General features: G+C 58.9%; 7 protein-coding genes. 3 read left to right on the top strand and 4 right to left on the bottom strand.

The window, feature by feature from the left end:
- Positions 1 to 81: 81 nt before the first annotated feature.
- The 4 genes from tssE to tssA are packed head-to-tail and all read right to left on the bottom strand — an operon-like array spanning position 82 to position 4077.
- Positions 82 to 489 (bottom strand): type VI secretion system baseplate subunit TssE, encoded by a 408-nt coding sequence (gene tssE, locus V6F78_RS03215; RefSeq protein WP_047277003.1) that lies wholly within the window; start codon positions 487 to 489, stop codon positions 82 to 84.
- Between the two features lie 12 nt (positions 490 to 501).
- The gene (tssC, locus tag V6F78_RS03210) at positions 502 to 1977 is read right to left on the bottom strand and encodes a type VI secretion system contractile sheath large subunit (RefSeq protein ID WP_047277004.1); all 1476 of its coding nucleotides are present in this window, start codon (positions 1975 to 1977) and stop codon (positions 502 to 504) included.
- A 28-nt stretch (positions 1978 to 2005) separates the two neighbouring features.
- The gene (gene tssB / locus V6F78_RS03205) at positions 2006 to 2509 is read right to left on the bottom strand and encodes a type VI secretion system contractile sheath small subunit (RefSeq protein WP_047274748.1); all 504 of its coding nucleotides are present in this window, start codon (positions 2507 to 2509) and stop codon (positions 2006 to 2008) included.
- A gap of 32 nt (positions 2510 to 2541) precedes the next feature.
- Entirely contained in the window at positions 2542 to 4077 is a 1536-nt protein-coding gene (gene tssA, locus V6F78_RS03200) for a type VI secretion system protein TssA (protein WP_169862424.1), read from the bottom strand.
- 996 nt (positions 4078 to 5073) lie between these two features.
- Here tssA and V6F78_RS03195 point away from each other — a divergent pair.
- The 3 genes from V6F78_RS03195 to V6F78_RS03185 all read left to right on the top strand — a co-directional run bounded on the left by V6F78_RS03195 (position 5074) and on the right by V6F78_RS03185 (position 13353).
- Complete coding sequence (locus tag V6F78_RS03195) at positions 5074 to 5592, top strand: Hcp family type VI secretion system effector (protein WP_047274249.1); 519 nt, start codon at positions 5074 to 5076, stop codon at positions 5590 to 5592.
- A gap of 127 nt (positions 5593 to 5719) precedes the next feature.
- Entirely contained in the window at positions 5720 to 8686 is a 2967-nt protein-coding gene (locus V6F78_RS03190; protein ID WP_332726605.1) for a type VI secretion system Vgr family protein, read from the top strand.
- Positions 8683 to 13353 (top strand): RHS repeat-associated core domain-containing protein, encoded by a 4671-nt coding sequence (locus tag V6F78_RS03185; protein ID WP_332726604.1) that lies wholly within the window; start codon positions 8683 to 8685, stop codon positions 13351 to 13353. The genes V6F78_RS03190 and V6F78_RS03185 overlap by 4 nt, the downstream gene beginning before the upstream one ends.
- The last annotated feature ends 1 nt before the right edge of the window (position 13354 follow it).

The following is a 13354-nucleotide window of genomic DNA, read 5'->3' as shown; positions in this document are numbered from 1 at the left end:
CCTTGCCCGCCGCGTCAGAGTGCCCTGTGCGGCGAGTAAGGAACTGCTTGCTTGCGGTCGCTAGACCCGCGTGATGTAGCGTCAGGTCACCTTGACTTGGCCGCTGCCGTCCAGGCAGGCGGAAAAAGCCACGTGCCGCTTGATGCCTTCAACTTCCAGCAGCCCTTCGATACTGAAGGTCAGGCGCAGTTGATCGTGATCACGGGGCAAGGAAACGACACACACACGGCTCAAGCGTGGCTCGTAGGCTTCAATGAAACCTTCGATCGCCTCGCGGGCCTGACTCAACGCGTCATGCAGGCTCAAGCGCATGTCATTGAGATCGGGCAACCCGTAATCGGACAACGTTTGCACGCTGCCCGCCCGGGTGCTGAGCATCTTGCCGAGATGGGCAGCCACTGACGCCATGGCCGAGACTTCCCGGCTCCAGCCGATGCGTTTATCCGCATCGCCGTTCAGGCGTTCGAAAAGGCTGCCGTATCCCGTCATGAGTCGCTCCGCTTACTCTTTGTCCAGCTTGCCCACCAGGGACAACGTGAAATCAGCGCCCATGTACTTGAAGTGCGGGCGCACATTGAGGCTGACGCGGTACCAGCCCGGCTCCCCTTCAACGTCACTGACGATGATTTGCGCCGCACGCAGCGGACGACGACCCCGTACTTCCGCGCTCGGGTTCTCCTGATCGGCCACGTATTGACGGATCCACTTGTTCAGTTCCAACTCAAGGTCGGTACGCTCTTTCCACGATCCAAGTTGCTCGCGCTGCAGCACTTTCAAGTAGTGGGCAAGGCGGTTGACGATCATCATGTACGGCAGCTGGGTGCCCAGCTTGTAGTTCAATTCGGCGGCTTTGCCTTCGGCACTGATGCCAAAGAATTTGGGCTTCTGCACCGAGCTGGCCGAGAAGAAGGCAGCGTTGTCGCTGCCTTTACGCATGGTCAGGGAAATGAAACCTTCTTCGGCCAATTCGTACTCACGGCGGTCGGACACCAGCACTTCGGTCGGAATCTTGGTCTCGATCTCGCCCATGCTTTCGAAATGGTGCAACGGCAAGTCTTCGACTGCCCCACCGCTTTGCGGGCCGATGATGTTCGGGCACCAGCGGAATTTGGCGAAGCTGTCCGTCAGTTTGGTGCCGAAGGCGTAGGCCGTGTTGCCCCACAGGTAGTGCTCGTGGCTGTTGGCAACGGTTTCTTTGTAGACGAACGATTTGACCGGGTTTTCTTCCGGGTCATACGGGTTGCGCAGCAAGAAGCGCGGCACCGTCAGGCCAACGTAACGCGAGTCTTCCGATTGGCGGAAGCTCTGCCACTTGGCGAACTGCGGGCCTTCAAAGTGATCTTTCAGGTCCTTGAGGTCCGGCAAGCCGGTGAAGCTTTCCAGGCCAAAGAATTTGGGACCGGCCGCCGCAATGAACGGCGCATGGGACATGCACGCGACACTGGACACGTACTGCATCAGCTTCACGTCGGGCGAGCTGGGCGACAGGTAATAGTTGGCGATGATCGCGCCCACCGGCTGCCCACCGAACTGGCCGTACTCAGCGGTGTAGATGTGCTTATAGAGGCCGGCCTGCATGACTTCCGGCGAATCCTCGAAATCGTCCAGCAAGTCTTCCTTGGACACATTGAGGATTTCGATCTTGATGTTTTCACGGAAGTCCGTGCGATCAACCAGCAATTGCAGGCCACGCCACGACGACTCCAGCGACTGGAAATCAGGGTGGTGCAGGATTTCGTCCATCTGACGGCTGAGCTTGGCATCGATCTCGGCGATCATGCGGTCAACCATGGCCTTCTTGACCGGCTCGCCATTGTTCTGCGGCTTGAGCAACTCCTCGATAAAGGCCGACACGCCTCGCTTGGCAATGTCATAGGCCTCATCGTCCGGCGTCAGTCGCGTCTGCGCGATGATAGTGTCGAGAATGCTGTATTCGCCGTTTTCCGTACTGCTTTGCTGCGCTGCATGGGTGCTCATAGCGTTGTCTTCCTTGGCTGATGGGGGCTCAAGCGTCCTGGGCGGCGGCGTTCAAGCCCAGCTCACCCAATACGCGACCACGGGATTCATCGTCGGCCAAAACGCCTTCAATGGCTTTGCGAAAGGCCGGCGCATTGCCCAGTGGTCCTTTTAGGGCCATCAATGCGTCGCGCAGCTCCATCAGCTTTTTCAACTCGGGGACTTGCTCAACAAGGCTGGCCGGGTTGAAGTCTTTCATCGAGTTAACGCGCAGTTCGACGGCCAACTCTTCAGTGTCGCTTTGTTCCTGAAGACGGTTGGGAACGCTCAAGGTCAGGCTCAGCTCTTGTTTGGCCAGCACTTCATCGAACGTCATTTTGTCGATGCTGATCGGCTTGCGATCTTCGACTTTGCGTTCATCCTTGCGGTGGGTGTAATCACCGATCGAAAGCAGCTTCAACGGCAGTTCGATTTCCTCCTGCGCGCCACCGGTGGCGGGTTTGAAGGTGACGTTGATGCGTTCCTTGGGGGCTACCGAGCCTTCTTTGGCCATGGTTTTTTTCCTTGCTTGTGTGACCCTGGGGCCTATTCGAGTACCACTTCAAGATCGAGGTGGCACAACCTGCGATATATCTCATCCCTGCGTTCGCGTACGGCATGGTTCTGCGGCAATAACTCGCAGCAGCTATGCAATAAATGCAGCACTTGCAGCGCAAGATCGGGTTCCCAGGCATTCAGGCCTGAGTCCTGTAAGGTTTGGTCCAGGGTTTCAAGCTGGGTCTTGGCCAGCTCGTACTTCTTGGCCATGAAACACAGTCGCGCGAGGGCGAACTGCCAAAAAAATCGCACGCGCCCGCCCTGAGCGTTTTGCAAACCTTGCTTGAGGATCTGCACGGCGGGTTTGAGGCCGTCCTTGCGCAAGATCGGCAGCACCTCTTCAAGGGCAAGCTCCCAGGCAGGCTGAGTTGCGGCCACTTCGACCTTGCGCGGCGCACTGGCGCTTTGCAGGTGCGGCATGACGCTGGCACTGATCCATGCGCGCGTCGCGGGGTCAGCAAACGGCGCACCGTCATGGAAGCGCAATTCAATGATGCCCGGCAGTCGCTGAACCAGCAGGCTGAAGTGAATCTCCACTTCGCGCATGGCGAGGTCGGCGTTCAGGGCCTGCAAGCATTCCCACACAATCCGGTGACCATCGAACCAGAACGGGGCCTTGCCCAGGCTTGCTTCTACCTCGACCAACAAGTCGGCGTACTGCCCCTGGGCGAAACGATCTTCATAGGCCTTGAGCTTGTCGGCAGGCAGCCCGCGCAGCGCGGTAATGTGCTCCGCGTTGCGCTCAGGCACGGCATCGATAGCCATCCACATCAACGTTCGATTGAGGCGCAACGCCCGCACATCCGTGGCTTTGTGTTTGAGCCACCAGCCGCACAGCGCACGCGCACTGTCCTGCTGGCCACGCAGGGCTTTTTGCGCATCTTTTTCGTTATCGATGGGAGTGCCAGGCGTAAACAGCTGGTTGGCGGCCTGCTTGACCTGAGCGACCACCGCCCCGACGACGCCAGGTTCGGGCTCATTATTGGCAGCGCGCTGGACCATATTGGCCAGTCGCCGGTGAATGGGCAGCAGCAACGGTGCGGCATCATCCAGGTGCCGGGTCAGCACCGCGTCCAGCGCTTGCAACTGTTTGACCAGACTGCGAAAGAGCGGCAGTTGCTCCTTGATCGGCACGTCGTCTTTTAACGCACCTTCAAGGCGTGGCACCAACCATGCAATGGCAGCCGCGCGAGTGCGCGCCTTGGCCGGGTGGAATTGTTCCCAGTGGTGCTCACACAGGTACACCAGCAGGCCCAATCCGGCGTGCAAGCCGGCAAACGATTCACGCAGATGCAACGCCCACGTCAGCCACGCTGCAACACGCAAATCCTTGGAAGAATGTCGAAGAATGTGCTCGCTGTTTTCCTGAATTTTCAGCCAGTCGATCGGGCCGCTGGCGTGCAGTGATTGGGCCTTTTCCAGCTCCGCTTCCAGCGCTTCAAACTCACTGGAGTAGCGAACTTCATCACCGGCAAAACTGTCACTGGAAATGGGCTGCCGGACCAAGTCGGCATAGCGGACCATTAGCGTATTTGAATACGTCATCTATACCTCCTTGATGATTGAACGCCACAGCGTTCGTGCCTCCTGGCACATCCCTTAAGCAACTTTCGCCCCATGCTCTGAACACGGGGCCAAACTGGCTTTATATCAAGCGTCGTCAACACCTTTATGGCACTTTGACATTTGATGCGGGCCGAGAGGATACACAAAAAATTAACGAGTCGTTACCAAAAAATCGCCACCGACTCATCACAAGGGATTATGCCTTTCATATTTTCAAAACAACTGACCGACACTTTTGCATATCAGAACCGGTTACGCCGACTTGCTTGACAAGACTTGAAATCAAGCCTACAGACGCTGAAGGAATAGCGCCTATTTTTTGCTTTATCACTTATAAATCAATAGGTTGCGCTCTTAATATGAAGACCTGAATCCATTAATCAATGTGGCAAAATTTGTCTGACAATATTCGTTGCACTCAAACAGGATATCTATCAGAAAATTCTGATAATTCGAAAATAATTCAAGCGCTCCTAAAACTCACTCATCACCGGCATTAACACACTGTGTATTAACCAGAGAAGAATGGCAGGCGACATACAACCAAACCCCCTCCGCAGTCGTCATTTTTTTGCTCTGCGAATACCCTTCCGGCAAGGGCTCTTTTCACTTCAATTGACACCCTGAAATCCCCTCGACACTCTTCCGGCAAAAAACACCAACTGCGCAAGAAGTTGCGCACTCAAATGTGGATAACTGTGTGGATACATGGCCACGCTGCATATAAACCGTGGCCTACAGACGAGTGCGCAAGAAGTTGCACAGTACTGCGCAACTTCTTGCGCACTTTTGAGAGGTTTTTGTTTAAAAAATAACCAGCAAAATTCCTTACTTCGCGTAACTCCTTGTTTTTAAATGACTTGATAAAAGCTGGCACGAACTTTGATTACCCAGTTCAGCACTTGAGCGGCATTTGGGCCTTTCAAGTCTCATTTTTCAGCAAGGAGAGCCTCAATGGCGACGCCAGCTTACATGTCCATCACCGGCACCAAACAGGGTCTGATTACAGCCGGTGCATTCACCGCAGATTCGGTGGGCAACACGTATCAGGAAGGTCATGAAGATCAGGTCATGGTCCAGGGTTTTAGCCACGAAGTGATCATCCCTCGCGACCCGCAATCGGGCCAACCGACCGGCCAGCGTGTTCACAAGCCGGTGAAGATCACCAAGGTGTTCGACAAGTCCTCGCCGCTGCTGCTGGCCGCACTGACCTCGGGCGAGCGCCTGACCGAAATCGAAATCCAGTGGTTCCGCACCTCGGCTGCCGGCACGCAAGAGCATTACTTCACCACCAAACTTGAAGACGCCATCATCGTCGACATCAAGGACTACATGCACAACTGCCAGGACCCGTCGAATTCGCACTTCACGCACCTTGAAGACGTGGAGTTCACCTACCGAAAAATCACCTGGACCCACGAAGTGTCGGGCACTTCCGGTTCCGATGACTGGCGCTCGCCGGTGGCTGGCTAAGGCTGGCTGAGTGTTTCTGCGCACGGGCGCCTTGAGGGTCGGTGCGCAGGTTTAACCCCGGAATGATGTGTTTTCGTCGCCTCTTTTTTCGCGACGCACGCCTGCAGCACTGCATGAGGAGTCAAGGATGTTTTCACCGGCGGATCAACCCCATTTCACGCTAACCCTTGCGGGAGCGGACTTTCAGGTATTGGCCTTCAAGGGCCGCGAGGCCTTGAACATGCCGTTTGTTTTTGATCTGGAGCTGGTCAGTGAACGGGCCTTCCTTGACCTCGAAAAACTGCTACACACGCAAGCGTTCCTGCGCATTTCTGCGTCAGGGACGGGTATTCACGGGCAGGTGTACAGCATCTCCCGAGGCGAAGCCGGCAGACGCCTGACCCGCTACCACCTGTCGTTGCGCCCGCATTTGTCGTACTTGGCGCACCGGGTCAATCAACGAATTTTCCAACAAAAAACAGTCCGCCAGATCATCTCGCAGGTGCTGGAAGAGCACGGCATTCTGGCCTGCGATTATAAATTCCAGCTCAGCGCGACCTACCCCGAACGCGTGTATTGCGTGCAGTACGACGAGTCGGACCTGACGTTTATCCAGCGCTTGTGCGAAGAAGAAGGCATCCACTTTCACTTTGAGCACCGCCCGGATGCGCACTTGCTGGTGTTCGGCGACGACCAGACGATCTTCCCGAAACTGGCGCCGGTGCCCTATCAGCAGGACACCGGGCTGGTGGCGGACACCCCCGTGGTCAAACGGTTTGGTATGCGCCTGGCCACCCGCACCACCCGTGTCACGCGCCGCGATTACGACTTCACCAAACCACGCATCGAGCTGCAAAGTGACGCCAAGAGCAAGGCGTTGCCGGACCTGGAGGACTACGACTACCCTGGACGGTTTGTCGATCGCGAGCGCGGCACTCACTTGGCCAACCGCAATCTGGAACGCCATCGCACTGACTATCAACTGGCCAAGGGCAAAAGCGACCAGCCGCTGCTAGTCAGCGGGCATTTTCTGCCGCTGACCGGTCACGCCAATGCAACGTGGAACGACCTGTGGCTGCTGACTGAAATCACCCACCACGGCAAACAGCCGCAGGTGCTGGAAGAGTCCGTGACCAGTGATGTCACCGATTCAAAAGACGACTTTCATCAGGGCTATCGCAACACCTTTAGCGCCATCCCGTGGGACGTGCCCTACCGTCCCCCGCTGAAAAACCCCAAACCCAAAGTGCTCGGCAGCCAGAGCGCCATCGTCACCGGCCCGGCCGGCGAAGAGATTTACTGCGACGAGTACGGGCGGGTCAAAGTGCAGTTTTATTGGGACCGCGAAGGCGCGTTCGACGATAAAACCAGTTGCTGGATGCGTGTGGCCTCGAACTGGGCGAGCCAGAGTTTCGGGTCAATCAACCTGCCGCGCATCGGCATGGAAGTGCTGATTACCTTCCTTGAGGGCGACCCCGACCAGCCACTGATCACGGGTTGCCTGTACCACGGTGTGAATTTGCCGCCGTACAAATTGCCCGAGCTCAAAACCCTCGCCACTGTCAAAAGCAAGGAATACAAAGGCAGCCGCGCCAACGAACTGCGCATTGACGACACCACCAGCGAAATCAGCATCGCGCTGCGCAGTGATCACGGCGCCAGTGCGATCAACCTGGGCTATTTGACCCATCCCCGGCCTTCGGGCGGGCAGCCTCGCGGTGAAGGGTTTGAATTGCGCACAGACCGGCACGGGGCCGTGCGCGCCGCCGCCGGTTTGCTGATTACCACCGAACCGCGCCCCAATGAGTCCAGGCATCACAAAGACCTGCCCGAAACCGCCGAGCGGTTGGCCACCGCCAGTGACCAGCAGGACGGCTTGTCGATGCAGGCCATGGAAAACAAGGCGCAGGAAGCCGGTGACCAGGATGCCGTGGCCAAGGCCCTGCACGCCCAGCATCAAGGGATTATCGGCAGCGGCCCGGCCAACGCCAGTGCCAATGAATTTCCGGAGTTCAGCGAACCGCATCTGGTATTGGCGAGCCCGGCGGGGATCGCGCTGAGCACGCCGCAATCGACCCACATCGCCACGGGCGAGCACTTGGGCTTGAGCAGCACCGGGCACACGAGTTTGTCCATCGGCAAGAAATTGCTCGCCAGTGCCAGTCAGGGTATGCGCCTGTTTGTGCAAAACCTGGGCTGGCGACTGGTGGCCGCGTCCGGCGACATTGATGTGCGAGCGCTCAAGGACAGCATCAACCTGCTGGCCAAACTGAACATCACCGCCAACGCCGACCGCATCACCCTGACGGCCAAAACCGAGCTGGTGATTCAGGGCGGCGGCAGTGCCACCACCTATAACGCTGGTGGCATCACCCACGTCACCACCGGCCCGTATACCGCTCACGCGTCCAACTTTGCGTACACCGGCGCCAAAAGCCTGGCCGGTGTATTCCCCGAACCGCTCAAGCCCGGCAAAGGCAATCTCGAACTGTTCAACCAGTACGCCAACCGCCAGGGCATCAAGGGGGGTGATTACGAAGTGATCGACGCGCTGGGCAAGCGCATCAAGGGCGCACTCGACCCCAAAGGTTTTGCGGCCGTGGCCGGTGCGGCACCCGGCCCTGCGCGGGTCACGTTTGGGCCTGACCCGGCAGACACCTGGAGCGACGGCAGTTACATCGGCAAGCCCGAATGGCCCCTTCAAACACCCGGCGCATCCGCGGCAGACAGCCTTCCCGGGCCAATCCAGAGCATGGTCGCCGACCTGTTGCCGCGTCAGGGCAAAAGTGCCGACCTGCTAGAGCAAGGAAAAAGCCTGGGCAAAAGCGGCAGGGACATGGCCAAGACCGGTATGGCCACAGTGCAGCGCGGCATGAGCGTGATCCAGACCGCCCAAGGCGCGATGCAATCGGCGCAGACCGTTAAAACCGCGCTGCAAGCAGGCGTAGCGGGTATCCCGCAACTGGCCAGTGCCGCGCTGCCCAGCGCGTCAAGTTTGCTGAGTCTGGCCAATAACAGCGGCGCAATGCCGAGCCTGCCGGCGCTGCCGACCTTCACCCCCCCTTCGCTTTCCTTCAAGACCCCCGGCCTGTTGGCGGGTGAGATGCTTTCATGACCCCTGAAAATACGGCTGTAGAAAAACGCGGCCCACAGGTCGCCATCGTTCCGCTCAGTGCCATCGACGTCAAAGACGTGGCCAGTGGCGCCGCCGTGTTCGATGCCTGGTTGCAGGAGATGAGTGGCGGGATCGTCACCCTCGAACGGATCCAGGGGGTGGCCGGGGCTTTGCCCGTGGTCGGTAACATCATGGCGCTGGTAGACGCGTTGGGCGACGTCGTCACGCTGAGCAAGACTGAAAAACGCGACCTGCTGCTGTGGGCGAGCCTGGCGATTAACCTGATCGGCGTCTTGCCCTTGCCACCGACCATGGCCGCTGCGCGCATGACCCTGCGCCCGACCTTGCACCTGGTGCGTCAGGAGATGCGCTCTACCACCAAACTGATGCTCAGTGCCTCGGTCATCGAGATTCTGGTGGGCCACCTGAACGCGTCCATCGTCGGCAGTCTCGATGACTTCGTCGAGCAAGCCCGGGCCAAGCTGCCGCAGATCCTCGCCGACGCCGGCAAGCTCGGCGAAGACATGCTCAACGAAATCGCCAAGGGGCTGGAAGCCGCCGTCAACGGCACCCTCGATGCCGGTGGGGATCTGGAGGCAGCAAGTGCGCAGATCAGTGCGGCGGGCGATCAGTTGCTGCATGACCCCAAAGCGGCCATCAGCAACATCTTCGGCGGCTTGTTCAGCGCCTACAAAGCCGCTGGCAAAGGCATGGCCAACAGCGCCACGCAGCACCTGCTGCCCGACGATATCAAACGTTCCGTCACCGCCCACGCGGCTCAACTGCGGGCGATGGGGCCAGAGCTGCGCACGCAACTGAGCGCGCTCACCGCCGAAGACGTTGAGTACTCGATTGGCTGGTTGTTGTTGATCCTGTCCAGCGCCACGGCCTTGTGGCGCAAGCGCAATGTCCATGGGCAAAGCACCAACGTCAAACCCACGGAAACCAACAAGGCCAAGCAAACGGCGGCTGAGGGACAGATCGACTCCACCGGTAAACAAGCGTCTGCAACAGGGATGGCCAATCCCGCAAAAAACTGCGCCTGTGACCGTACACCGCGCAGCATAAATTTCGCGCTGGGCTCCGAATCCCTGAGCCACACCGACTTCAGCTTGCCCGGCCCGTTCCCGATTGACTGGACACGCACCTATTACTCACGCCTGAGTGCCTACGATCAAGGCGCCCTGGGCGCGCGCTGGATCACCGAATTCACCACCCGCTTTGACCTGCACGACAAGGGGCTGGTGTTCCACGATTCTGACGGCCGTGAGCATAAATACGCACTCAAACCCGTCGGCCAGGCGCACTACGACGCCATTGAAAACCTGACGCTGGTGCGCGTCACTGAAAATTCCTTACTCCTCTGCCGCGGTTTCGAACGCAGGGAAACCTATGTGCGTCACGGCGACCGCTTCCTGCTCGCGCAAATCGAACTGCGCAACGGCGCAGGCGTCATGCTGCACCACGAATACCGCCACAACGACCAACCGGTGTTGTCCGACCTCATCACCTATCAGGGCGACCTCGACAACGTCCATTTACATCTGGGTACGATGATCGACGACCACGGGCGCCTCACAGGCCTGTGGGAAATCCGCGACAGCGCGCCGGTGCGCCAACTGGCGGCCTACTACTACGATGCCCACGGCGACCTGATCAACGCCCAGGACGAAAACGGCGCCGCCTGGACGTACCAATACCAGCACCACCTGATCACCCGCTACACCGACCGCACGAATCGCGGCATGAACTTGCAATGGCAAGGCACCGGCCCCGACGCGAAAGCAGTCCGTGAATGGGCCGACGACGGAAGCTTCGACACGCGCCTGGAGTGGGACGAAAACATCCGCCTGACCTACGTCACCGACGCCCACGGCCACGAGACCTGGCACTACTACGACATCCTCGGCTACACCTACCGCATCCGCCATGCCGACGGGCGCTCGGAATGGCTGTTCCGCGACGACGCGAAAAACATCGTGCGCCACGTGCATCCCGACGGCAGCACCGACCGCTACGCCTACGACGATCGCAGCAACCTGCTCGAACATACCCGCGCCGACCACAGCGTCATGCACTACGCCTACGACGATCACGACCAGCTGATCAAAATCAGCGACGCCGAAGGTGGCCTGTGGCTGCGTGACTACGACGATCAGGGCAACCTGATCGAAACCATCGACCCGCTGGGCAACAAAACCGAGTACACCTACACCGCAGCGGGCTTGCCGAGCGCCATCAAAGACGCCAACGGCAACGAAAAGACCCTTGCTTACAACGATGCCGGGCAACTTATCGAGTACACCGACTGCTCCGGCAAAACCAGCGTTTGGGAGTACAACGACCTCGGCCAGATGGTCCGCTTCACCGATGCCGCGGGCAACACAACCGAGTACCTCTATAAAGCCGGTCAACTGATCCATATCAAGCATCCCGATAACACCGAAGAACGCTTCAGCCGCGACGCCGAAGGCCGACTGCTGGCCCACACCGATGGCCTCAACCGCTGCACCACCTGGAGCTACACCGCCGCCGGTTTGATCGACGAACGTATCGACGCCGCCGAACAGACCCTGCGCTACCGCTGGGACCGCCTCGGGCAACTGCTCGCGCTGGAAAACGAAAACCGGCAACAGGCGACTTTTCATTACGACCCGGTTGGTCGCTTGCTCAAAGAGACCGGTTTTGACGGACGCAGCACCCTGTACGCGTACGACGAATCAACCGGGCGCCTGGCCAGCACCGTCGACGGCCAGCGCACCACCCAGGTCGAGTTCGACCCCACCGGCCGCCTCATCGAACGCACCGCACGCCTGGGCGGCACCACCCAAACCGAAACCTTCGCCTACGACGGCAACGGCAATTTGGTCATGGCCAGCAACGCCGACAGCCGCCTGCAATGGTTCCACGACCCGGCGGGCAACCTGCTGCGCGAACACCAGCACTACCTGAGTTTGCAAACCCCGGTAGTTGCCGTGTGGCAGCACGAATACGACGTGCTCAACCAACGCATCGCCACCACCCGCCCGGACGGCCACAGAGTGAGCTGGCTGACCTACGGCAGCGGCCACCTGCTGGGCCTGCGCCTCGACGAACACGAACTGATCGGCTACGAACGCGACGACCTGCACCGCGAAGTCGCCCGTCATCAGGGCAACTGTCTTCTACAAACCCAACAATGGGACCCGGCCGGGCGCCTGCAAGAACAGCTTTTAGGCCGCAGCGACGACAAAACCACCCTGCTCAAACGCACCTATCAGTACGACGCAGCCAGCCAACTGACCGACATCCACGACAGCCGCCGTGGGCCGCTGTCCTACCGCTACGACCCGGTTGGCCGACTGCTCAACGCCACTAGCCGCCTGGGCGTCGAAACCTTCGCCTTCGACCCGGCCAGCAACCTGCTGGACGAACAAAATCAACAGGTGCAACGACCGCTGGAGCAAAACCCCAAGCGCAACAAACTGATGGACAACCTGCTGCGCGAATACGCCGGCAGCCACTACGACTACGACGAACGCGGCAACCAGATCCGCCGCTGGCACAACGGCCAGCAAAGCCGCCTGCACTGGGACCTGTTTGACCGCCTGGTACGCTTTGAAAACAGCCAACTGCGCGTCGACTACGCCTACGACCCGCTGGGAAGACGTCTCTACAAACACTCCAACGCCCACCACCTAAACCGAAGCGAAGCCGGCTCGCAGTGGAACCGCAACGAACAGGCGCGCAAACAGCGCGAACTGGGGTGCGGCTTCACCTTATTCGGCTGGGACGGCGACACCCTCGCCTGGGAAAGCAGCCCCGCGCAGGCCGACGGCGCCAGTGGCAAAACCGTCCACTACCTCTACGAACCCGGCACCTTCGTCCCCGTGGCCCAGGCCCTGCGCCACCAACCGATGCGCCTGCTGGCCCAACCGAGTTACACCGGCGCCTACGACATCGACCAAGACCCGCTATGGACCCACACCCCGCAAGCGCTACCGATTGACGTACTGGCGTGGTACCAGTGCGACCACCTGGGCACGCCACAAGAACTGACCGACCCCACCGGCCAAATCGCCTGGAGCGCGCAGTACAGCGCGTGGGGAGAAGTCAAAGAACAACGCTCGGAATGGGCACAGCAGAAAAGCCTGACCAACCCAATCAGGTTTCAGGGGCAATACCACGATCACGAAACAGGGCTGCACTACAATCGGTATAGGTACTATGATCCACGGGTCGGACGGTTTGTTAGCAAAGACCCGATCAGCTATGCGGGTGGGTTGAACCTGTATGCGTATGCGCCGAATCCGGTGGAGTGGGTTGATCCGCTGGGGTTGGCGCGAATCAAAAACGCAGTTGAGGGGGATCGTCGCCACCAAGAATTTAATGCAAAGATCAAGGAGAAATACCCTGACGCGACGATCCAATGTGAGTGTTATCTACGTGACGCATCTGGGAAGTCTGTTAAGGATCCTATTTCAGAAGAAAGGCGTCGTGTTGATACAGTCGTTATCGAGGATGGTAAGGCGCAGACCTTTGAGGTGACCAGTCCGACCGCCGATAAAACGAAACAAATAGAGAAGGAAATCAACATTCACACAGAGGGCGGGGTATTTATACGTGATAGAACAACTCGAGATTTAATTCCAGTTAATGGCGTTTCTGAAATCGTGAGGATACCTTGAA

Origin of the sequence: Pseudomonas sp. ESBL9 (assembly GCF_036668715.1) — a bacterium.
In the GTDB taxonomy this organism is placed as follows: domain Bacteria; phylum Pseudomonadota; class Gammaproteobacteria; order Pseudomonadales; family Pseudomonadaceae; genus Aquipseudomonas; species Aquipseudomonas lundensis.
Note: the sequence above shows the minus strand (reverse complement) of the source record. Positions and strands in the feature narration are given on the sequence as shown.